Source organism: Martelella alba (assembly GCF_005217455.1).
In the GTDB taxonomy this organism is placed as follows: Bacteria; Pseudomonadota; Gammaproteobacteria; order Enterobacterales; family Enterobacteriaceae; genus Acerihabitans.
This window is the reverse complement of the sequence record NZ_SZPQ01000025.1, coordinates 12,036-35,421: the sequence shown is the minus strand read 5'-3', so window position 1 is coordinate 35,421 and position 23,386 is coordinate 12,036. Positions and strand designations below refer to the sequence as shown.

The window sequence follows — 23,386 nt, the reverse complement described above, 5'->3', positions numbered from 1 at the left end:
CTTATTCCCCCGCCGCGCCGGCGGCGGCCGGAACGAACTGCTCCGGCCGGGCGCGGAAACGGTTATAATTGGCCTCGCTGGCGAAGAAATACATTTTCCCGCCATAACGGTACTTGTATTCGGCCTTGATGTTGGTCAGCGAGCTGCCATCCACCGGATCGGTGACATGTAAAGTCACGATGGTGGTGAAGTATTTCATTCCCGTTTCGAGATCCGCGCGGGTTATCGTCAGTTGCTTATCATCATTATGCCAGTTGGCGATGGGAATGGGGTTGCAACCGCCCGATTTACCGATGGACGGGATGAAGATATGCACGCCGCAGGCGACGCACACCACCTGATTGCCCTCCATCACATATCCCTGGTCGCCGCACAGCAAGCAGGCGTCGAACACCACGCCCAGCCGCAGGCGGTCCGGGTAACGATTGATGACCAGGAAACGCACCGCCTTGCCGTCGTCCGCCACCCAGACGAAACGGTGTAGCTTGCCGTCGCGCACGTGTTCGATGGGAATATGCACTTGCCCGTCGGCGGCCAGCGTGACCGGAACGGCCTGCGACAGCCGCGGCGGCTGGGAGGCGACCAAATCCCAGTATAGTTGGCCCGCGGTCACGACCAATGCCGCCGCCAGTAACATGACGGCGGTGCGGCGGGCATCGCGGTAGCGGGCGATGGCCTTGCGCCGGGGAATGGCCAATGTTTGGCTTTGATAGTCACGGCGCAAGCGCAGTAAGGGATGCGTAAAACACACCAGCAAAAACGCCATGACCGCCGCGCCGAAGTAACTCAGCCAGGGGCTGCCGTTGGTGACATGGGCGACAAAACTCAGCCGGGTCTTGCTTAATGCGACGATGTCCAGCTTCATCATTAGCAAAAGCGCCTGCCCGCTAAGCGGTAGCGCCAGAATAAGAAAAAGCGCCAGCAGTGACGGCCAGCGCCACAGGGGCAACCGCCGCGCCACCAGCGTCACCAGTGCGGCGCTCAGTGCCAGAACGGCCGCGGCGAAGACCAACGCGCTGAGATTGAGCAACAAATCCGTATTAACGACACCCGAGGACGTCAGCGCGCTAAGGTTGGGGTCCTGCGCCCAATGCATTGCCGCACCGGCCAGCAACAGGGCCTGCCAGAAATAACCGAGCCCAGCGGAAAACGCGAACTGACTGGCCAAAAACAGAATCAGCGCCACAAACTGCGCGACGGTCACAGCCAGTTGCAGGCTTTGATTGGCCGGCATCCCTATGCCGGCCAAGGCGCCGACGGCCAAGGCCGCCAAACTTATCCAAATCGTTGGGCGCAGCGCGGGCGAGGGACGGCGCGCCCAGTGTAAACCGCATAACAGCGCCACCGGCAGAAAAGCTTGAAAAGCGGTGACTAAATAATAATTCATGACGCTTACCAGGAACGGTTAAATCGTGTTGCTGCGACAGCCCGCCGTGCCATTGCGACAGTCCGAGAGAGCCGCGATCGCCCGACAATCGCGGCGGCAACGGTTATTTCAAGCCGACATATTTAAAGTTGTAACTGACATCGAACGGCTTCCACCACGGACCGACGCCGGTTTCGGCATCGGTATGGCGGTACATGCCGGCCTTGGGCGGCGGATCGATGTGAAACGTCACTTTATAGTTGCCGACGCCCATCATTTTGACGTTCTGGCCGTAATGCGGACCGTCGTTGGCGACCATGGGCATGAAGGTCCCGTCCTGTTTGGCCCCGGTATCGGTATTTTCCAAGGTGTAGCTGATGGTCAGGTAAGGGATCCATTCGCCGGCGCCAAAACCATTGGTATTGCCCTGCACCGCGTGAATATCGGTTTCCAGATGAACATCCGCCTGCGAGGCGGGCAAGCCCATGCCGCGCGGTTCCATCTCGATGGGTTGCAGGTATACCGCGGCGATTTGCATGCCGTTCATGGTGATGGCCTCGCCAGCCGGGTGTTCGGCGGCAAACACGGCGGGCATGCTCACGAAACCGGCAACGAGCGCCGCGGCTATCACGCTTTTATTCATCTTCATCATCAACGAAATCCTCAGTCAACAAAACTTGCTTATTATTAAAATGCTCTACATCGCTTCTTGTCTGGGTAAGCTTCGCTGGGCGCGCCGGCGCATCACCCAGAGGGCGACCAGCGCGGCCACCAGCAAGACCAGTTGCGGCGTTAACGTTTCAAGATAGGGATAAATCCCCAACAGGCTGATTTCCGGCACTGACTTAAGCAGTGTCGGTTCGAAGAGTTTCCCTTCGATTAATTCCAAGACCCCCTGGCCGGCAAACACGAAGGCCATCAGGTACATAAAGCAACCGGTAAACATAAAGAACGGCTTTAGCGGTAACCTCACCACGGTGTAACGCATCAGCAGATACATCAGCAGCAGCGCCACGCAGCCGACCAGGAATCCGGCCAGCACGGCGAAGTGACCGGCGACGCCGCCGGCATCGCCGAGCAGGGCGTAGTAAAACAACACGGTTTCCGCGCCTTCGCGATAAACCGCCAGGAAGCTGGTAAACCACAGGCCGGCCAGCGAACCGCTGGTCAACGACAACGACAGCTTGCCTTCCAGATAGGCCTTCCAGTGGCGGGCCTCCACCTTGGAGAGCAGCCAGTAGCTCATGCAGAATAAGGTGACCACCGCCACCATCATGGTGCCGCCCTCGAGCAATTCACGGTTGGCGCCGGAGTTTTCAAACAGCCATTGGAATAGCGCGGCGGTGACGACACTGGCCGCCAGGGCCACCCACACCGATTGCCGGATCATCGGCAACTTGTCTTGATGGTTGTTTTTCACCAAGTAGGCAATGATGGCCGCCACAATGAGCAGCGCTTCCAGGCCTTCGCGCACGATTATCAGCAAGCTATAGATAAACAGGCTCCAGCGGCTCTGTCCGCCCGACCCCAGCATACCCGCCGCTTTGGACAAGTCCCGGCTGAGGGCGTTGGCTTGCTCCTGAAGTTTGTCCACCGGCTGGCCGGCCTTCATCAGACTGACCAGCCGGGTGAAATACCCTTCCAGACTGGTTTTAAACGCCGTATCCCGCGAGCCGATCTTGTTTTCCATGCCGCTGCCTTCGAAATGATCAAAGTAGGCGTCCTGGATGGCCTCCATTCCCTCTTTGGCGTGGCCGGCCTGGTATTGGGCGATGGCCGCGGCGACGGCGTGATCAATCTCGGCGCCCACCTGCCGCCAGTCCGCGTCCGGGGTGGTATCGGCATTCGCCGTCGCGGGCGCTGCGGCGGCCGTTACCGGTTGGTCAGGTCGGGTGGTGGGAAGCCCCGGCAACACATCTTCGAGATCTTGCAGCAAACTGGTATCCGCATACGCCACGGCGGTCAGTTGGCCCGGCTGTTTCGCCAGGTTGACCAGGGCGGAAAATTGCTGGCTGATGGCCGCGGCCTGCTGGGAGGACCGGTTATTGCGCACCGACATTTCCATTTCGGAATTTTTAAATCCCTGGAAATAAGCCTGCTGAACGCTTTGACTGGCATCGTCATAGTGTCCCTGCTGGTATTGCGACAAGGCTTTGGCTAATTGGTCGTCAATGACTTTGTAGGTTTGCTGCCAGTAGAGGGCGATCTTCCCGTTGCCGTACACCGCATTCTGCTCGGTATCGGCCATTTGCCGGCCGCCGGTCAGGGCCGGCAGCACGTCAGTCAACTCGCTTTTCAGATTATTGATCTGCCCCTGCACATCGGCCAGGGGCTTGCCCTCGCTGATCATCTGGCGAATTTCGCCGAACTGGCTTTCCATCTGGTAGCTTTTCTGGGCCGAAATATTCATGCGGATCGGCCCTTCCAGGTTTTCGAACACCTCGAAATAGGCCATTTGCACTTCGCGACGGGCAGCGTCCTTTTGCTGTTGCTGATAAAGCTGGGCGGTGGTGTCCAGACGCCCCTGGATGTCTTTGACCCAGGATTGATAGTCGTCGGCCGACCAGGCGCAGGCGATGCCGAGCAGCCAAATCAGGCCGCCCAGCAGAGACTTCCTCAAAGAAACAGACATGAAACGCATACCAAAAGTCAATGAGATTTATTAGCATTATCACTAAATATCATCATCAAACAATGACAAGCGTCAATAATGTTTTTTTTAACGATAAGTATTTGTCGTCTTTCACCCGCCGTTAGCCTTGCGCCCGGCAGTAAGCGGAATGCTTCAAAGATGAACGCCGGTTAAGGCATTCAGGCGGATTGGCACCAGGATCGGGAAAAAAACACGCGCGGAAAAGGGCGATGGAACACGGGAAACAGGCAAGGCCGGCAACACATTCGCCCGGTGTCCAGCCTTGCCGCAGGACACCGGGCGAAGGGCCAATCACATAAACGGCTGGGCCAGGCGCACCAGCGTAATCAGGGGCTGTGGGAAAATCCCCAACAGCAACACCAGCAGCGAGGAAATCAACACCACCACGCCGCCGGCGGTCAACGCCCAGTTGCTGGGGGTATCGCGCCGTAATTTTTCCGGCGGACTCAGATACAGGCTGACCATCACCCGCAAATAATAATACAGGCCGATGGCGCTCCCCACCACCACGGTCCCCGTCAGCCACCAGAGGTGGGCGCTGACACCGGCCGCTAATACATAAAATTTGCCGATGAATCCGAGCGTCATGGGAATACCGGCCAGCGACAGCATCATCACGGTCATGACCGCCGACAGGATAGGTTTATGCCAGAACAGTCCGCGATAGGAAAACAGCGAATCGGCGTCCGGTCCGGTGTAGGGACTGGACATCAGGCTGACCACGCCGAACGCGCCCAGGCTGCTAAATAGATAGCCGGCCAGATAAACGCCTATGGCTTCCATGGACAACAGGTGCGCCTGCACGGCAATGAGCCCCACCAGCATATAGCCCAGGTGAGCGATGGACGAGTAGCCCAGCAACCGTTTGATATTGCTTTGGCTAAGGGCCATCAGGTTGCCGAACAGAATGGAGCAGAACGCGATAATCCCGAGCACCAGGCGCAACGTATCGCTGCTTGCCACCGGGGCGTAAAGGAACAGCCGCATCAACACCGCGAATATCGCCACTTTGCTGGCGGTGGCCAGGAAGGTCGATACCGGCGCCGGAGCGCCCTGGTAGACATCCGGCGTCCATAAATGGAAAGGCACCAGCGACAACTTGAAACCGAAACCGACAATCATCATGCCCAGTCCCGCCAGCAGTAACGGATCGTGCAGCATGGCGTCATCCAGTTTCTGCCCCAGGGAGACAAACGACAGGCTGCCTGAATCGGCATACACCAGCGCCATGCCAAACAACAGGAACGACGATGCCGCGGCGGACAGCAGCATGTATTTGATACTGGCTTCAAAGGGCCGTTTTTGCCGATAGGCGTAGCCGATAAGGCCGAACAGCGGCAGCGAGATAAGCTCAATGCCCAGAAACATCGACCCCAGATGATCGGCCCCCGACAGCAGGATACCCCCCATGGCGGCGATCAGCACCAGCAGATAGAATTCGTCGCGGTTATCGGGATAACCGGCCAGCCAGGGATAGGCGAAGGTGCTGGTGGCCAGGCTGGCGGCCAGCACCAGCGCGGTGTAGAACATCGAGTACCCGTCGACCCGGATAAGCGGAGTGACCTCCAGGGGCGCCACATGGCCGACGAAAAACAGCGACAGCAATGCCAGGTTGAGGCCGATGACCGTCAGGGTGGCATTAATGAAGTGGTCGCGCCGCCAGGCAATGCACAGCATCACAACCACCACCGTCAATCCGACGATCAACAGCGGCAACAGTGCGATCAGTTGTTGAGGAGTTATTGTCATGGCGAATTACGGCCTTGTTGTTAAAATTGTTGAACCTGTATCATTCAGCGCAAACCAATGCTGTATGTTGTTCATCGCCGCCTGCGATGTCTGCAGCACCGCCTGCGGGAAACATCCCAGCAGCACCAGCAGCACCACCAGCAGCATGATGATTGCCACCTCGCGCGCGGACATGCCGGGCAGGGCCTCGCTGGATTTGGCCGGTCCGTAGTAAGCGCGCTGCATCATGATAAGCGAGTACACCGAGGCAAACACCAAGCCGAAGGCGGAGATCACCGTAATGGTCGGGACCACCGGGAAACTGCCGAACAGAATCATGAACTCGCCGACGAAGTTGCCGGTACCCGGCATACCAAGCGTCGCCACGGCGAAGAACAGGGTCAGCGCCGGCAGCAGCTTCAGACGCCCCCATAAGCCGCCCATCTGGCGCATATCGCGGGTATGCAGGCGTTCGTAAAGTTGTCCGCAGATAATGAACATCCCGGCGGCGGACAGGCCGTGGGCAATCATTTGCACCACCGCGCCCTGGTAGGCCAGTTGGCTGCCGCTATAAATGGCCACCATCACAAACCCCATGTGCGACACGCTGGTATAGGCAATCAGGCGTTTAATATCGGTTTGGGCGAAAGCCATCCAGGCGCCGTAGAAAATGCCTATCACCCCAAGCCACATGGCCACCGGCGCAAATGCGTGGGAGGCATGGGGGAATAGCGGCAAACTGAAACGCAGCAGGCCGTAAGCCGCGGTTTTGAGCAATATCCCCGCCAAGTCGACGGAACCGGCGGTGGGCGCCTGGCTGTGGGCATCGGGCAGCCAGCCGTGCAAAGGCACCACCGGCATTTTCACCGCAAAGGCCACAAAGAATCCCAGCATCAGCAAAAATTCAACCGTCCGGGACATGGGCGTGTGCAGCAAGTCTTCATAATTGAAGGACCAAATACCGGTGGCATGGTAATGCACGAACACCAAGCCCAAAATGGCAACCAGCATCAGCAGCCCGCTGGCCTGAGTATAGATAAAGAATTTGGTGGCGGCGGCGATACGGGTTTTCCCGTCGGAGGCGCGATGTCCCCATAGCGCTATCAGAAAATACATCGGCACCAACATCATTTCCCAGAAGAAGAAGAACAGGAACATGTCGATAGCCAGAAACACCCCGATAACCCCGCCCAGTATCCACAGCAGGTTGAGATGAAAGAATCCCTGATAACGTTGGATTTCCCGCCAGGAGCAGAGTATGGCCAACACCCCCAGCAGACTGGTCAGCACCACCATCAGCAGCGATAGTCCGTCCAGCGCCAGATGGAAAGCGATACCGAAGCGCGGCACCCATGGCAGCAGAAATTCAGATTGCCATTGCGGCAGCCCCTGTGCCGAGACCAGTGTGTACTTTCCCTGCAGCCACAGTTGCAGGGAAAGCGCCAGTGTGAGCCCCATGGCGATCACGGCAATCCAGCGCGGCACCCGGGTGCCGAATCGCTCGCTTTGCCAACAAAGCAGACCGCCGATAAAGGGGAAAAGTATCAGCCAAGGTAATAGCATGGCGTTATGCGTCCCTTAATAATAAAAACCTGAAATTTCGCTGTTGGACGGCGGACCGGCTAACCATTCCGCTCCCCCGCCCAGTGCATTCGCAATGTCGTTCCCGCAGACCGCCGGTGGGCCGCCGTCAAATCAGAATCAACAGCGCCACCACAATGACCGCGCCCAGACTCATGGAAGCCGCGTACCAGCGCACCTGTCCGTTTTCGCTCAACACCAGGGCACGGCCACCCCAACGGGCCATTATCGCTGGAATATTCATCAGCCCGTTGAGGGGATCGCGACGCAGCAGCCTGGCCACCGCCAGAAAAGTGCGCACAAACAGCTTGTCATAGAGCCAGTCAAATCCCCAGGCGTGATACCACCAGAGGGTCAGTAACCGTCCCGGCACGCTGGCGGCGATGGATTTCACCATCCGGCGCTCGCCAAGATACAGCGCCGCGGCGATAAGAATGCCTATCACCACCACGATGCCGGAGACGACCTCCAGGGTCAGCTTGCCTTCTTCGCCCCCATGCGGCGCCGGCAAAACCCCGGCCAGCGGCGGGGTAATCATGCCGCCGACAAAGGTGGACAACACCAGCAGCACCACCAGCGGCAAGTGGTGGCTGACGCCTTTGCCGGGATGGGCCTTGATCTGTTCTTTGCCATGGAAAACAATAAAAATCATACGGAAGGTATAAATCGAGGTGAGGAACGCCCCGACCACGCCCGCCAGTTCAAGGTTGATATTGCCGTTGGCCAGCGCGCCCCACAGAATCTCGTCCTTACTGAAAAACCCGGCGGTCACCAGCGGCAGGGCCGACAACGCCGCGCCGCCCACCAGGAAGCAGGCATAGACCAGCGGAAGGGATTTGCGCAGGCCGCCCATTTTGAAGATGTTCTGTTCGTGGTGGCAGGCCAGGATCACCGAGCCGGAGGACAGGAAAAGCAGTGCTTTGAAAAACGCATGGGTCATCAGGTGGAAAATGGCCGCATCCCACGCCTGCACGCCCAGCGCCAGAAACATGTAGCCTATCTGGCTCATGGTCGAATACGCCAGCACGCGTTTGATATCGGTCTGCACCAGCGCGGCGAACCCCGCCAGCACCAAGGTGATGGCGCCGACAATGCCCACCAGATGCAAGACTTCCGGCGCCATCAGGAACAAGCCGTGGGTGCGGGCGATCAAATAGACCCCGGCGGTGACCATGGTGGCGGCATGGATAAGCGCCGACACCGGCGTCGGGCCGGCCATCGCGTCCGCCAGCCAGGTTTGTAACGGCAGTTGCGCCGATTTACCCACGGCGCCGCCCAGCAGCATCAGCGTCGCCCAGAAAATGGCCGGGGAACCCGCTATATGCTGCGGCGCCAGCTCGGCCATCTCGCGGAAATTGAGGGTGCCCAACTGGGTGAACAGGATAAACAGCGCGAAAGCCAGCAACACGTCGCCGACACGGGTGACGATAAAGGCTTTCATCGCCGCGGCGCCGTTTTTCGACTCGGTGTAGAAGAAACCGATCAGCAGATAACTGCACAGCCCCACGCCTTCCCAGCCCAGATACATCAGCAACAGGTTGTCCGCCAGGACCAGCAATACCATGCTGGCGATAAATAAATTGGTGTAAGCGAAAAAGCGCGAGTAGCCCTCTTCGCCGCGCATATACCAGGCGGCGAACAGATGGATGAAAAACCCGACGCCGGTAACCACCGACAGCATGGTCAGGGACAGGCCATCCAGGCTTAGCGTGACGGCGATCTTAAAGTGATCCACCTGCATCCAGGTCCAGAGCGGCTGGGTGAATACCGCGCTGTCGCCGGCCCGATGGCCGAGAAAATCCAGCGCCACCCAACAGGCGGTGAGCGCGGCCAGCCCCACCGACCCGACCCCGACGACGGCCGACGCATTTTCCGACCAGCGGCCGCGGGAAAACGCCAGCAACAGGTATCCCAGCAAGGGAAACAGAATGGTTAAGTAAAGTAGGTTCATCCGTGCATCTCGCTGACTTTATCGATATTCAGGTTCTGGCGGCGGCGATGCAGTTGCAGCAACAACGCCAAACCAATACTGGCCTCGGCCGCGCCGAGACTGATGGCGAGAATATACATCACCTGCCCGTCAGCCTGCCCCCAGTAACTGCCCGCCACCACAAAGGCCAGGGCGGCGGCGTTAATCATGACTTCCAAACCCAGCAGCATGAACAGCAGATTGCGGCGGATCAACATGCCCGTCAGGCCGAGAACAAACAGAATGGCGGCCAGAATGAGTCCGTGGGTTAACGGGATCATGCTTGCTCCTCCGATTTTCTTTTTACCGCATCGCCGATCTTCGGCCCGCGGGATTGAGCGTCCCCTTCCCGGTCTTCGCGTCCCAAATGAAACGCCACCACCAGACCGGCCAGCAACAGCATGGAAGCCAGTTCCACCGCCAGCACGTAGGGCCCGAACAAGGTGGTGCCCACGGCTTTGGCACTGATCATTTCGCCGTTGATCTCATGCCCGGACAACCCGGAAATGGCGCGGATCAGGGCCCAGAGCAACAATAGCGACAAAATCCCCGGCCCTATCCAGGTCGACGGCGTCAGCCAGTCGCGTTCCTGCCGGACCGTGGACGCCCCCAGGTTGAGCATCATGACCACAAACACGAACAGCACCATGATGGCGCCGGCATAGACGATAATTTCCAGCGCGCCGGCAAAATAGGCGCCGAGCGTGAAGAACACGCAGGCAATGGCCAATAGCGAGACAATCAGGTAGAGCAGTGCGCGAACCGGGTGCGTATGGGTTATCACCCGCAATGTGGCCAGTATCGCCACCAGCCCGGCTATATAAAAAGCGACTTCCATGCTTAACTCCTTAGGGCAGCAACGCCTTGACATCGATAGGCTTGGCTTCGTTTTCCGCCTCGCCCTTGTCTTTGCCGGCGATCGCCATACCGGCCATCCGGTAGAAATTGTATTCCGGGTATTTGCCCGGTCCGGAGATCAGCAGATTTTCTTTCTCGTAGACCAGGTCCTGCCGCCGATACTCGCCCATTTCGAAATCCGGCGTCAGTTGAATAGCCGTGGTGGGACAGGCTTCCTCGCACAAGCCGCAGAAGATGCAGCGGGAAAAATTGATGCGAAAGAATTCCGGATACCAGCGCCCGTCCACGGTTTCAGCTTTTTGCAGGGAAATACAGGATACCGGACAGGCAACGGCGCACAAATTGCAGGCCACGCAGCGCTCCTGGCCGTCCGGATCCCGGGTCAGGACGATACGGCCGCGAAAACGGGGCGGCGGATTGACCGGTACATCGGGATACATCTGGGTTTCGCGCTTGCTGAACGCCTGCATACCGATCAACCAAATACTGCGTAGCTGGGTGCCGCAACCCACAACCAACTCTTTTAATGTCATGGTTTTCTCACCCCTTATTGAGCGTTGTACAAGACGACCGCCGCTGTCGCCAGCAGGTTTAACAGCGTCAACGGCAGGCAGATTTTCCAGCCGAAAGCCATCACCTGATCATAACGCGGTCGGGGCAACGCCGCGCGAATCAGGATAAACATCATCATGAAGAAGGCGGTCTTGATGGCGAACCAGACGAACGAGGGCAGGAACGGCCCCTGCCAGCCGCCAAAAAACAGCGTTACGATCAGGGCGGAAACCGTCACGATACCGATATATTCGCCAACGAAAAACAAGCCGAATTTCATGCCGGAATATTCGATATGATAGCCATCGGCCAATTCTTGCTCAGCCTCCGGCTGATCGAACGGATGCCGGTGACAGACCGCGATGCCCGCCAGCACAAACGTGGCGAAGCCGAAGAACTGCGGAATGATGTTCCACAGATGGGCCTGGGAGGCGACGATATCCCCCAGTTTGAACGAACCGGCCCTGGCCACCACCCCCATGAGCGACAGTCCGAGAAAGACTTCATAGCTGAGGGTTTGCGCCGAGGCGCGCATGGCGCCGAGCAGAGAATACTTGTTATTGCTGGACCAGCCGGCGAACAGTACCGCGTAGACGCCCAGGCCGGCCATCATCAGGAAGAACAGCACGCCGATATTCAAATCGGCGACGACCCAACTGGCGCTGACCGGCACCACGGCGAACGACAGCAGCAGCGCGGTGAAGGCGATAACCGGCGCCAAGGTGAAGATCATGCGATCGGCGAACGGCGGTATCCAGTCCTCCTTGAAGAACATTTTCAGCATGTCCGCCACCAGTTGCAGCGAGCCGCCCCACCCCACCCGGTTCGGCCCGTAACGGTTTTGGAACAAGCCCAGCAGCCGGCGTTCGATGAAACTCATGAACGCCCCGCAAGATACCACCACCAGCAAAATCACGATGGCCTTGATTACGGTCAGGATGGCGTCGATCACATCCGATGTTAGCCAACTCATAGCGCCGCCTCCCGCAGATTTTCGGCTGTTTGCCCCACCCATACCGGCGGAATGCCGGGCAGCCCCAGCGGCAACCCGATCTGGCCCGCGGCCAATGCTTCGCTGAACCTGACCGGCAGGCGCACGGCCTGGCCGGCGCAACTAAACTCAATCACCGTGCCGCTATTGACGCCCAGACGCTCGGCGTCCCGGCGATTAAGGGCCGCATACGGACTCGGCATCCGTTCCTGGATAACCGCCGAACGCTGCGAGGTTTCTTCGCTGCCGAACAAATGGTAATAAGGGGCGATCCGCCACTTATCATCGGCGGACGGCGCAAACGCCGGCGGAATCACGGTGAAATAGGCCCCTTCGCCGTCGGTCGGCGCCAACAGGCGCACGCCCGGATCGCCGTGCCGCAGATGGCCGCCCACTTCATCCTGGAATTTGTTCCAGGCCTGCGGCGAATTCCAGCCCGGCGCCCAGGCGAACGCCACTTGCCCGCTCGGCGCCAGCGGGCTGTTGTTGCCCTCCATGGAAAACGCGAACATGGTATCCTGATCCTGCGGCTGACGAGGTTCATGCACATTAATGTTGGCGCGCATGGCGGTCCGGCCGCTGTAGCGATGGGGCTCGCGGGCCAGTTTCTGGCCGCTGACGCGGAAAGCGGCGTCCGGCGCCGCATCAACGATGCCGGCCAATTGCGGCAAGGCGTCGGCGCACGCCGAAATGACATGATCCAGTTGCGTCCAGTCCACCCGGCGATTGAGGTAGGTCGAATGCAGGGAATGCAGCCAACGCCAGCTTTCCAGCATCACGGTATCGTTTTGGTAATAGGCGGGATCGAAAACCTGGAAGAAGCGCTGCGCCCGGCCCTCCTGATTGACCAGCGTGCCATCGCTTTCAGCGAAGCTGGCCGCCGACAAAATCAAATCGGCCTTGTCCATGATGGCGGTGCGCTGATGATCCACCACGATGAGATTCACCGCTTTCTCCAGCGCGGCGTCGATACGTTGCGCCGGGCCATGCCGGTAAAGATCGTTTTCCAGCACGATGACGCTGTCCGCCGCGCCCTCTTCGAGTTGTTCAAGGGCATCGTCCAGGGACCCGCCGCCCATCAGCGCCAGCCCCATACTGTTGGCCCCGGCGGCGACCAGCGTGATCCCCACCTCGGCGCCGCGCTGTTTTAGCGCGCGGGCGATATTGGCGGCGGCGGCAATGACGGCCTCGCTGCCGGCCTGGCTGCCTGAGATAATCAACGGTTTGCGGGCGCCGGCCAAGGCTTGCGCGATCATGTCGATGCGGCTCAGCAACGCGCCGTCCAGATCCGTCACCGCCGGCGCGGCTTCATCCAGGGCGTGGGCGATGGCGAATCCCAGTCGGGCCTGATCGTCCACCGGCGCGCAATAGGTCCAGGCGGCGATATCGTCCAGCCGGGTGCCGTCGACGTTGGTCACAAACAACGGATAGCGGGCGCGCTGGCCAATGGTCTGCACCGCGGCTATCTGCCAGTCAGCCACCTTCTGCGCCGCGGCCATTTCCCGCGCCTTGCCCTTGACCGCCTGACGGACGGCCAACGCGATGCGGGCGCCGGTTTGGGTCAAATCCTCGCCCAGCACCAGCACGGCGTCGTAGCTCTCCACTTCGCGCAAGGATGGGGTACGCACCCCGCCGTCCCGCAATACGCGCAACATCAACGCCAGCCGCGCCTGCTCGCCGGCGGCCAGACCGGTATAGAAATTATCGGCGCCCACCAGTTCGCGCAAGGCGAAATTGCTTTCCACGCTGGCCCGGGGCGAACCGATGCCAATCATCTTTTTGGCGCGCCGCAACGCATCGGCGGCGCCTTGCATCGCCTGTTCGGCATTCAGGCCGATCCAGTCGTCGCCGCGGCGTTGCAGCGGCTGGCGCGGCCGGTCCTTGAGATTGACGTAACCGTAGCCGAACCGGCCGCGGTCGCAAAGGAAATAGTGGTTGACGCTGCCGTTGTAGCGGTTTTCGATACGACGCAGCTCGCCATAGCGCTCACCAGGGCTGGTATTGCAGCCGACGCTGCACTGCTGGCAGACGCTCGGCGCGTACTGCATGTCCCACTTGCGGTTGTAGCGTTCGGAATGGGTCTTGTCGGTAAATACCCCGGTGGGGCAGATTTCCACTAAATTGCCGGAGAACTCGCTTTCCAGCGCGCCGTCTTCCGGACGACCGAAGTAAACGTTGTCATGGGCGCCATACACGCCGAGATCGGTGCCGTCGGCGTAATCTTTATAATAGCGGACGCAACGATAACAGGCGATGCAGCGGTTCATTTCGTGGGAAATGAACGGCCCCAGATACTGATTGCGGTGGGTGCGCTTGGTGAAACGGTAACGGCGGAAATTCTGGCCCGTCATGACCGTCATGTCCTGCAGGTGGCAATTGCCGCCCTCCTCGCAGACCGGACAATCATGGGGATGGTTGGTCATCAGCCATTCCACCACGCTTTTGCGAAACTGTTTGGCTTCGTCGTCGGCGATGGAAATAAAGGTGCCGTCCGAAGCCGGCGTCATACAGGACATGACCAACCGGCCGCGGGTATCATCGGCGTTTTGGTATTGCTTGACCGCGCATTGGCGGCAAGCGCCGACGCTGCCCAGCGCCGGATGCCAGCAAAAATAGGGAATATCGAGGCCAAGGGAAAGACAAGCTTGTAACAGATTGTCCGACCCGCTCACCTCGTATTCTTTGCCGTCTACATGAATGGTAGCCATAGTCAGCATGCTTCCGTGTGGCCCGCCAATCAGCGGGCGTTAATCAAAATGCGTCTCGGGCGCAAAACACCGGCGCCGGCGCGGATACCGGTCGCGGATTACCAACGCGCATTCAGCAGGTTCGGCTGTATACCGGCGATAACGCGGGTATTGCCGATGGGCTGCGGCGCGATTCCCGCTTCGAATTCGTGCCGGAAATACTTGATGGCGCTCTGCAAAGGTTCGACGGCGCCCGGCGCGTGCGCGCAAAAGGTTTTACCCGGCCCGAGGAAACGGCATAGCTGCTCCAGCGTTTCGATATCGCCGGGCTGTCCCTGGCCGTTTTCCAGAGCGCGCAACAGCTTCACGCTCCAGGGCAATCCGTCGCGGCAAGGCGTGCACCAGCCGCAAGACTCCCGGGCGAAGAATTCCTCAAGGTTGCGCGTCAGGGATACCATATTGATTTCATTATCCACCGCCATGGCAAGGGCGGTCCCCATGCGGCTGCCCGCCTTGCCGATGTTCTCGAAATCCATCGGCAGATCCAGATGGTCCCCGGTGAGAAAATCGGTGCCGGCGCCGCCGGGTTGCCAGGCTTTCAGCGTCAGCCCGTCGCGCATGCCGCCGGCGTAATCCTCAAGGATTTCCCGCGCGGTGACGCCGAACGGCAACTCCCACACGCCGGGGTTTTTCACCCGGCCGGAAAAGCCCATCATCTTGGTGCCGGTGTCTTTGCTCTTGTCCGCGCTTATGCCCTTGTACCATTCCACGCCATTGGCCAGGATCGCCGGCACATTGCATAACGTCTCGACATTGTTGACGCAGGTCGGCTTGCCCCAGGCGCCGGACGTGGCGGGAAACGGCGGTTTGGAGCGCGGATTGGCGCGGCGGCCCTCCAGGGAATTAATCAGCGCCGTTTCCTCGCCGCAGATATACCGGCCGGCGCCGGTATGCACGAACAGTTCGAAATCGAATCCGCTGCCGAGGATATTCTTGCCCAGCCAGCCCGCCTCGGTGGCTTCGGCAATGGCGCGGCGCAACGTGGCCGCCGCCTCGACATATTCGCCGCGCAGAAAGATGTAGCCGCGGTAAGCCTTCAGGGCGAAGGCGGCGATCAGCATGCCTTCCACCAGCAAATGCGGCAATTGCTCCATCAGCAGGCGATCCTTGTAGGTGCCCGGTTCCATTTCGTCCGCGTTGCACAGCAAGTAGCGGATATTCATGGATTCGTCTTTGGGCATCAGGCTCCATTTCAGGCCGGTGGAAAACCCGGCGCCGCCACGGCCCTTGAGACCGGAGTCCTTGACCAGCGCGACGATTTCCTCCTGCGCCATGCTTTTCAACGCTTTTTGCGCGCCGGCATAACCGTTTTTGGCGCAATACTCATCCAGCCAGACCGGCTGGTGGTCGTCACGCAGACGCCAGGTTAGCGGATGGGTTTCAGCCGTGCGTAAGATGGGTTTGATCATCGATATTGCTCCAATAACGGACCAATGCCTTCCGGCGTCAGATGGACATGCGTGTCGTCATCGATCATCATGGTCGGGCCTTTGTCGCAATTGCCCAGACAGCATGTCGGCAGCAACGTGAACCGTCCGTCCTCCGTGGTCTGCCCCGGTTTAATGTTCAGCGCGTGTTCAAGGGCGGCCTCAATCCCTTGATAACCGGTAATATGGCAAACGACACTGTCGCAATAGCGAATGATGTGGCGCCCGACCGGCTGGCGGTAGATCTGGCTGTAAAAGGTGGCCACCCCTTCCACATCGCTGTCGGCGATGCCCAGCACCTCGGCAATGGCGGCGATGGCGCCATCGGGCACCCAACCGCGTTGCTTTTGCACGATCTTCAGCGCTTCGATGGAGGCGGCGCGGGCATCTTCATAGTGGTGCTTTTCATGTTCGATGGCCTCGCGCTCAAGGGCGCTGAGCGCAAAGTCCGCCGAAGCCTGCTGTTTGCCGGATGTTTCGGCGTGCTGATGGGTGTCTTTTAATTCTGGCATAATTAGCGGTCCACATCTGACATAACAAAATCAATACTGCCCAGATAGACGATAAGGTCCGAGACCAGGCTGCCGCGAATCACCGAGGGAATCTGCTGCAAATGCGGGAAACTCGGCGTGCGGATACGGGTGCGGTAGCTGACAGTGCTGCCGTCGCTGGTCAGATAGTAGCTATTGATCCCCTTGGTGGCTTCAATCATCTGGAACGCCTCGTTGGCCGGCATTACCGGCCCCCAGGACACTTGCAGGAAATGGGTGATCAAGGTTTCGATATGCTGCAATGTCCGCTCTTTCGGCGGCGGGGTGGTCAAGGGATGATCAGCCTTGAACGGCCCTTCCGGCATGTTTTTCAGGCACTGTTCCAGAATCCGCAGGCTTTGGCGCATTTCCTCGACTTTCAGCATCACCCGGCTGTAGCAATCACTGACGCCGTCGCCCACCGGTACGTCGAAATCGAAGTTTTCATAGCCGGAGTAAGGCCGCCATTTGCGCACATCGAAGGCAATGCCGGTGGCGCGCAACGCGGCGCCGGTCACGCCCCAATCCAGCGCTTCCCGGGCGCCATAGGCGGCCACGCCCTCGGCGCGCGCGCGCAATACGCTGTTTTTCAGCGCCGCTTTGACATAGGCATCCAGACGTTTCGGCAACCAGTCGATGAATTCCTTAAGCAGCCGTTCCCAGCCCCGCGGCAAATCATGGGCGACGCCGCCGATCCTGAACCAGGCCGGATGCATGCGGAAACCGGTAATGGCTTCGACGATATCGTAAATTTTCTGGCGATCGGTAAACGCCAGGAAGACCGGCGTCATCCCGCCGATATCCTGGATATAAGTGCTGATGTACAGTAAATGACTGTTGATGCGGAACAATTCGGATAGCATGACGCGGATGGTCTTGACCCGGTCGGACACGTCGATGCCCGCCAGTTTTTCCACCGCCAGGATATAAGGCATTTCATTCACGCAGCCGCCCAGGTACTCCACCCGGTCGGTATAGGGAATGTAGCTGTGCCAGGATTGGCGCTCGCCCATCTTTTCCGCGCCCCGGTGGTGATAACCGATATCGGGCACGCAATCAATGATTTCCTCGCCGTCCAGTTGCAGAATGATGCGAAACGCGCCATGGGCCGAGGGATGATTGGGGCCCAGGTTCAGAAACATGAAGTCCTCGTTTTCGCGGCCGCGCTTCATACCCCAGTCTTCCGGCTTGAACGTCAGCCCTTCCATTTCCAGATCTTGTTTCTGCTTGGTCAGCGTGAAAGGATCGAATTCGGTGGCGCGCGCCGGGTAGTCCTTGCGCAGCGGATGGCCTTCCCAGCTTTGCGGCATCATGATGCGGGTCAGGTGGGGATGCCCGTCGAAGGTCATGCCGAACATTTCCCAGGTCTCGCGTTCATACCAGTTGGCGTTGGGGAAAATCCCGGTGACGGTGGGCAGGTGCATGTCGTTTTCCGCCAATGCCACTTTAAGCATGACATCGCGGTTGCGTTCGATGGAAATCACATGGTAGAAGACGGTGAAATCCGCCGCCGGCAGCCCGGCGCGGTGGGAGCGCAGGCGCTCGTCCACGCCGTGCAGATCATAGAGCATCACATAGGGCTTCGGCAGGTTTTTCAGGAATGCCAGCACATCCAGGATTTGCTCCCGCTTGACCCAGACGACCGGGAAACCGGTACGGGTCGGTTGAACGGTAAAGGCTTCCGGGCCGAAGCGGTCACGCAACTCGCCGATAACGGGATCATCTTGGTGATCGCGCGTTTGCCAGGCCGGCTGGACGAGATTTTGCGTCATCAACTCTGTCATAGTTTTTCACCAAATTGTGGCTGAATCGGCGTCATGCCATTGTGCGCGTCAACAACATTATGGACGACGGTTGTCTGTTGGACGACCCTTGCCGCCGTACTTCGCGCTTTATTCTAGATTTCATCCGGGGTGCGCAATTGAGTCACCGCGATACGCTCGCCCTGCTTGCGATCGCGCTCCGCCTGCATATTGGCGCGATAAACCCCCTGGTCGCCAACCACCCAGGACAGGGGACGCCGTTCCTTGCCGATAGATTCCTTTAACAGCAGCAGCGCCTGGATATAAGCTTCGGGGCGAGGCGGACAACCGGGTATGTACACATCCACCGGCAAAAATTTATCCACGCCTTGCACGACGGAATAAATATCGTACATACCGCCTGAGTTGGCGCAGGCGCCCATGGAAATCACCCACTTGGGCTCAAGCATTTGATCATAAAGGCGCTGGATGACGGGGGCCATTTTAGTGAAGGGGGTACCCGCTATCACCATGAAGTCCGCCTGACGCGGTGAGGCGCGAATGACCTCGGAACCGAAACGGGCGACATCGTGTACCGCGGTAAACGAGGTGGTCATTTCGACGTAACAGCAGGAAAGGCCGAAATTGTAAGGCCAAAGGGAATTGCCACGGCCCCAATTCACCGCATTGTGCAATGCGGTTTCAAGTTTCCCGAGGAAGACGCTGCGATTGACGTGCCCATCCAGCGGATCGGCAACGGTTTCCTGTTTTTGCAGGGGATAGCGATCGTTATCGCCATCCGGCTCGACTCGGGTGAGAGTATAGTCCATTTTTTTGCCTCGCTGTTACGGCTGTCGACGGTGGGTTTCGGCGATTGGGCCGGAACGGCGCAGACGCTTGGAACGATCGGGCGTCCAATCCAGCGCGCCGATGCGCACCAGGTACACCAGACCCGCCAACAGCACCAATATGAAAATGGCTGCTTCGCAAAAGCCGACCCACCCCACTTCGCGGATGGAGGTCGACCAGGCGTACAAATATAGCGCCTCAACATCAAAAACGACGAAAAACATGGCAACCAGGTAATATTTGGCTGAAAGGCGTAATCTTGCAGTACCCACCGGGTCTATGCCGGATTCGAAGGGGACGTTTTTTGAGCGGGCATGGGCGCGGCCGCCCAGCAGGAAGCCGCCTGTCAGCATAAAAACACATAGACCGACAGCCCCGATGAAAAAAACGGCGAGTGCCCAATAATGGGCAGTAACTTCAGTGGCCATTGACATTCTCTTTGCTTACTCAACAAAAGTGGCGCTTGGCAGCCTGCTCTTGATAAACGGCAGTTCGATTCACCACATTGATTTATGGGAAGGATTACAACACCGCACAGGACTGGAGCCGCCGGCAAATACAGTCATTATGTGGGGTTTTTACTCCTTTACATAACCTTTTGTCAACTTGGACAAAGGAAACTTCATAGTAATTTACAGATGCAATATCTTATTAACAATTGATGCGAATACCTGACGCTTAATCGTGTCAGTCATTAACCTGAATCCAAAGGAAGCGTCCCACCCCGGCGGCCTTACTTGGGCAACACTATACCATTTCCGTGGAAATTCGTGTTATTCCTCGTTAACGGTAAGGGCAAAATATGATCTGGAACACAAATTTGCAACTTATGACGCCACTATTTGCAGTATTTTGTCGCGGTAATGCAAAAAAAATTTAAAGAAACAGGGTTTTATATTTATTGAACTCATGATTGAACATATCGTGCGATTGGGCCGGTCCAAAAATAACGCTAATGTGTGGCCAGCGGGGCCATTAGGCAAAAAACCCGTATTTTTGCGGTTTATGATCGCTATCATAGTTAAACCGGATGAATACTCGACTTTCATAAAATTAAGCCCCTGTAAACAGGGGCTTGGCAGGTTAACAATTACTCTTAATCATCGTTCACAGTGAAACTTTCGTCTTCATCCTCCCCTTTGACAGTACGCGGCAACGGGGAACTGTACGTACCGCTGCCGGACTGGACGGCGCTAAAAATCGCCATGGCCAGTTCGTTTTCGCATTGGGGGTTCTTACAGAGAAGGTATTGTGTTTCAGGCAGTATCGGTAAGCCCTCGTTCTTTCCCAGCACCCGCAGTTCAGGCCCCATCATTTCCACCGGCCGGACGGTAACGCCAAGCCCCGCCCGGACCGCCGCCCTGATCGCCGCCAATGTGGAGGCGCTGTAGGCGATACGCCAGGGAATGCCGGCGGTCTGAAGCTGCTCGATAGCCATGGTACGAAAAGGACTGGGTTCATCTGATACGACCAGCGGCACCACTTCTCCGGGGTTAAACCGGTAATCGGCGGCGCAATACCACAAGGTCGGGGACGAACGCAGGACAACGTGGGGATGCTGCCCCTCGCTTTCCGTCACAATGGCCAGATCCACTTCACCGTTGTTCAGCATTTCCTGCATCAGGGGGCTTCGCTTGACGCAAACATCAATCGCCAGCTTGGGATAGACCCGGGTGACCCGACTCAGAAGGAACGGCAATATGGAATCCGCCGTATCATCGGACGCACCGATAGTCAGCACGCCCTGGATATTGCTGTACATCAGGGAAGTACAGGCCTCGTCGTTGTAAAGCAAAATTTTCCTGGCATAACCAAGCAATTGTATTCCGTGTTCGGTCAATAGCTTGTTCCGACCATGACGGGCAAACAATTCTTTTCCGACAAGCTGTTCTAATCGTTGCATTTGTTGGCTTACTGCCGATTGGGTTCGGCATACTGAAGCTGCTGCCGCCGCAAAGGTGTTCAGATCAGCGACGGCAACAAACGTTCTCAATAAATCAAGATCAAGATTGAGCACTGGACGATTTGCATTGGTCATAATTTTGTCTTCACTTATGAATTCTAATTACAAACTACTACCCTGGCGTTTCTAAAAAAATCGCATATCCAAGCTATAACTGTTATGCACGTATCCCCTTCATGCCCCACTCGACGGCAAAAACCGATACCGCTTCGCGAGTCGATACGCACTTTAATGTTGTGAGCGCTTCACAGGCTTAACGAGCAAAGAACACACTTATATAAATGGTAGTCAGCATTGTTGGAACAACGTTTTCATACTGAACAATCGCTAAAATTCCACCGGATATCATTGCAAACAGCTATAGTTAAAACGAAAGAAAGGCTACTTAACTATACAAAACTTAAATGTAATTTATTAAATGGCATGAACATTGAAAAAATTAATGTTGTATATTAAGGCTTACAACTTGATTTCAGTTTCAACTGGCATTATTTACATTAATTTCTCTTAACTATTGTTTATACAACCAAAATATATCTCGTAGCAAAAATTTCCCACCTTCAGATGTATACCATAAAAAGCTACCATAAACGAAACAACAATAATTTGTAAGCATCAACGGATGAGCTTTATTTTTCAATGGGAAAAAGCTCACAGGACGATCAGGTTAAGATACTTTACCTGGTTAAAAAATGTGATAAGTGTCATGGTATACATCCTCATCTTAGCCCTTTTATCCAAAAAATGAATGAAAGGGGTATTTAGTTTATTCGACCACGGAGTCAGGCACGACTTTTCCGGTTTAGATTACCTCCGGCGGATTTAATCCGTCATCCCGCTCACCGTCCGTCAAGTACATAAATTAATCAAATCATGAAAAATGATGCAATCTTTTCGTGGTCAATCCAGTATAATATTTTACATAAAAACAATTTATTTATATTTAATGCTATTTAAATAAATCTTATTAAGATATTGAACCAAAATTTTTCCAGACAATCACGCTATAATCCTGAAGCCGTCGGTCAAGCTTCTAATGGGCCATGGACGAGAGTACATTATGTCGAACGCAAGTTTTTACGGTCGAGACGGGATTTCCTGTCATAAGGCAAAAAATCGTGAGTATTACCGTTGAAAAATCCAGCAAATTGGAAAACGTTTGTTATGACATTCGCGGACCGGTGCTGAAGGAAGCCAAACGCCTTGAAGAGGAAGGCAACAAGGTCTTGAAGTTGAACATCGGCAATCCCGCGCCGTTCGGTTTCGAGGCGCCGGACGAGATAGTCGTGGACGTTATTCGCCATCTGCCCACCTCGCAGGGATATTGCGATTCCAAAGGGCTTTATTCGGCGCGCAAAGCCATCGTGCAGCACTACCAGGCGCGCAATATGCTGGATCTCACCGTTGAGGACGTTTATATCGGCAACGGTGTTTCCGAGCTTATCCAGCAAGCCATGCTGGCACTGCTCAATACCGGTGATGAAATGTTGATCCCCGCCCCGGACTACCCGCTTTGGACCGCGTCCGTGGTGCTTGCCGGCGGTAATGCGGTGCATTATCTGTGCGACGAGGAAGCGGGCTGGTTCCCGGACCTGGACGATATCCGTCGTAAAATTACCCCCCGTACACGGGGACTGGTGATTATCAACCCCAATAATCCCACCGGGGCGGTGTATAGCGAGGCCATGCTGCTGGAACTGGTGGAAATCGCCCGCCAGCATAATCTCATCATCTTCGCCGATGAGATCTATGACAAAATTCTGTATGACGCCGCCCAGCATCATTCGATTGCCGCGCTGGCGCCCGATCTGCTGACAGTGACGTTCAACGGGTTGTCGAAGACCTACCGGGTCGCCGGTTTTCGGCAGGGCTGGATGGTGCTCAACGGTCCCAAGAAGCAGGCGCGTGGCTATATAGAAGGCCTGGAAATGCTGGCCTCGATGCGACTGTGCGCCAATGTGCCCATGCAGCACGCCATTCAGACCGCGCTGGGCGGCTACCAGAGCATCAGCGAATTTGTGGTGCCGGGCGGCAGGCTGTATGAACAGCGCAACCGCGCTTGGGAAGTGATCAATGATATCCCCGGCGTTTCCTGCGTCAAACCTGACGGCGCGTTGTATATGTTTCCGCGCATTGATGCGCGTCGATTCAATATTCTTGATGACCAGAAATTGGTGCTGGATCTGTTGCTGGAGGAAAAAGTGCTGCTGGTGCAAGGCACCGCCTTCAATTGGCCGTGGCCGGATCATCTGCGTATCGTCACGTTACCGCGGGTGGATGAGCTGGAATCCGCCCTGGCCAAGTTTGGCCGATTTTTGCAAAAATACCATCAGCAATAGCGGGCGAAACGGCGCCTTGCGCGCCGCGTCCGATGTCTTCGACTCTAACCCGGCGGCGCGCCGGGTTTGCAAATCACGCTAATGCCGGCCA

18 protein-coding genes are annotated in these 23,386 nt (G+C 57.2%); 1 reads left to right on the top strand and 17 read right to left on the bottom strand.

Annotated features, from left to right (window positions below; genetic code table 11):
- Position 1 precedes the first annotated feature (1 nt).
- From FCN80_RS16710 to lrhA, 17 genes are all read right to left on the bottom strand, one after another.
- The gene (locus tag FCN80_RS16710; RefSeq protein ID WP_136991309.1) at positions 2-1,387 is read right to left on the bottom strand and encodes a Fe-S-containing protein; all 1,386 of its coding nucleotides are present in this window, start codon (positions 1,385-1,387) and stop codon (positions 2-4) included.
- 103 nt (positions 1,388-1,490) lie between these two features.
- Positions 1,491-2,018: an iron transporter gene (locus FCN80_RS16705; RefSeq protein WP_373880344.1), complete on the bottom strand. Its 528-nt coding sequence runs from the start codon at positions 2,016-2,018 to the stop codon at positions 1,491-1,493.
- 45 nt (positions 2,019-2,063) lie between these two features.
- Positions 2,064-3,998 (bottom strand): FTR1 family iron permease, encoded by a 1,935-nt coding sequence (locus FCN80_RS16700; RefSeq protein ID WP_136991308.1) that lies wholly within the window; start codon positions 3,996-3,998, stop codon positions 2,064-2,066.
- A gap of 312 nt (positions 3,999-4,310) precedes the next feature.
- Positions 4,311-5,768 carry an NADH-quinone oxidoreductase subunit NuoN gene (nuoN, locus tag FCN80_RS16695; protein ID WP_136991307.1) on the bottom strand — a complete coding sequence of 486 codons (1,458 nt, stop codon included), beginning with the start codon at positions 5,766-5,768 and terminating at the stop codon, positions 4,311-4,313.
- Between the two features lie 6 nt (positions 5,769-5,774).
- On the bottom strand, positions 5,775-7,310 hold the full coding sequence (gene nuoM, locus FCN80_RS16690) for an NADH-quinone oxidoreductase subunit M (RefSeq protein WP_136991306.1): 1,536 nt from the start codon (positions 7,308-7,310) through the stop codon (positions 5,775-5,777).
- 127 nt (positions 7,311-7,437) lie between these two features.
- Positions 7,438-9,279 (bottom strand): NADH-quinone oxidoreductase subunit L, encoded by a 1,842-nt coding sequence (gene nuoL, locus FCN80_RS16685; RefSeq protein ID WP_136991305.1) that lies wholly within the window; start codon positions 9,277-9,279, stop codon positions 7,438-7,440.
- Positions 9,276-9,578 carry an NADH-quinone oxidoreductase subunit NuoK gene (gene nuoK / locus FCN80_RS16680; protein ID WP_136991304.1) on the bottom strand — a complete coding sequence of 101 codons (303 nt, stop codon included), beginning with the start codon at positions 9,576-9,578 and terminating at the stop codon, positions 9,276-9,278. Before nuoK ends, nuoL begins: the two co-directional genes overlap by 4 nt.
- Positions 9,575-10,135 (bottom strand): NADH-quinone oxidoreductase subunit J, encoded by a 561-nt coding sequence (nuoJ, locus tag FCN80_RS16675; RefSeq protein WP_136991303.1) that lies wholly within the window; start codon positions 10,133-10,135, stop codon positions 9,575-9,577. The genes nuoK and nuoJ overlap by 4 nt, the downstream gene beginning before the upstream one ends.
- Positions 10,136-10,145: 10 nt before the next feature.
- A complete protein-coding gene (gene nuoI / locus FCN80_RS16670) occupies positions 10,146-10,688 on the bottom strand; it encodes an NADH-quinone oxidoreductase subunit NuoI (protein WP_136991302.1) in 543 nt (180 codons plus the stop codon).
- A gap of 14 nt (positions 10,689-10,702) precedes the next feature.
- Positions 10,703-11,680, bottom strand: coding sequence for an NADH-quinone oxidoreductase subunit NuoH (gene nuoH, locus FCN80_RS16665; protein ID WP_136991301.1), 978 nt, complete (start codon positions 11,678-11,680; stop codon positions 10,703-10,705).
- Complete coding sequence (gene nuoG, locus FCN80_RS16660) at positions 11,677-14,406, bottom strand: NADH-quinone oxidoreductase subunit NuoG (protein ID WP_136991300.1); 2,730 nt, start codon at positions 14,404-14,406, stop codon at positions 11,677-11,679. The genes nuoH and nuoG overlap by 4 nt, the downstream gene beginning before the upstream one ends.
- A gap of 98 nt (positions 14,407-14,504) precedes the next feature.
- Complete coding sequence (nuoF, locus tag FCN80_RS16655; RefSeq protein ID WP_136991299.1) at positions 14,505-15,854, bottom strand: NADH-quinone oxidoreductase subunit NuoF; 1,350 nt, start codon at positions 15,852-15,854, stop codon at positions 14,505-14,507.
- A complete protein-coding gene (gene nuoE / locus FCN80_RS16650) occupies positions 15,851-16,384 on the bottom strand; it encodes an NADH-quinone oxidoreductase subunit NuoE (protein WP_136991298.1) in 534 nt (177 codons plus the stop codon). Before nuoE ends, nuoF begins: the two co-directional genes overlap by 4 nt.
- A gap of 2 nt (positions 16,385-16,386) precedes the next feature.
- Positions 16,387-18,186: an NADH-quinone oxidoreductase subunit C/D gene (gene nuoC / locus FCN80_RS16645; protein ID WP_136991297.1), complete on the bottom strand. Its 1,800-nt coding sequence runs from the start codon at positions 18,184-18,186 to the stop codon at positions 16,387-16,389.
- A gap of 113 nt (positions 18,187-18,299) precedes the next feature.
- Entirely contained in the window at positions 18,300-18,974 is a 675-nt protein-coding gene (locus FCN80_RS16640; RefSeq protein ID WP_136991296.1) for a NuoB/complex I 20 kDa subunit family protein, read from the bottom strand.
- Positions 18,975-18,989: 15 nt separating this feature from the next.
- The gene (locus FCN80_RS16635) at positions 18,990-19,427 is read right to left on the bottom strand and encodes an NADH-quinone oxidoreductase subunit A (RefSeq protein WP_136991295.1); all 438 of its coding nucleotides are present in this window, start codon (positions 19,425-19,427) and stop codon (positions 18,990-18,992) included.
- A gap of 662 nt (positions 19,428-20,089) precedes the next feature.
- On the bottom strand, positions 20,090-21,031 hold the full coding sequence (lrhA, locus tag FCN80_RS16630) for a transcriptional regulator LrhA (protein WP_136991294.1): 942 nt from the start codon (positions 21,029-21,031) through the stop codon (positions 20,090-20,092).
- Between the two features lie 1,049 nt (positions 21,032-22,080).
- Between lrhA and FCN80_RS16625 the strand changes: the two genes are divergently transcribed.
- Complete coding sequence (locus tag FCN80_RS16625) at positions 22,081-23,295, top strand: pyridoxal phosphate-dependent aminotransferase (protein WP_230492729.1); 1,215 nt, start codon at positions 22,081-22,083, stop codon at positions 23,293-23,295.
- Positions 23,296-23,386: the final 91 nt, after the last annotated feature.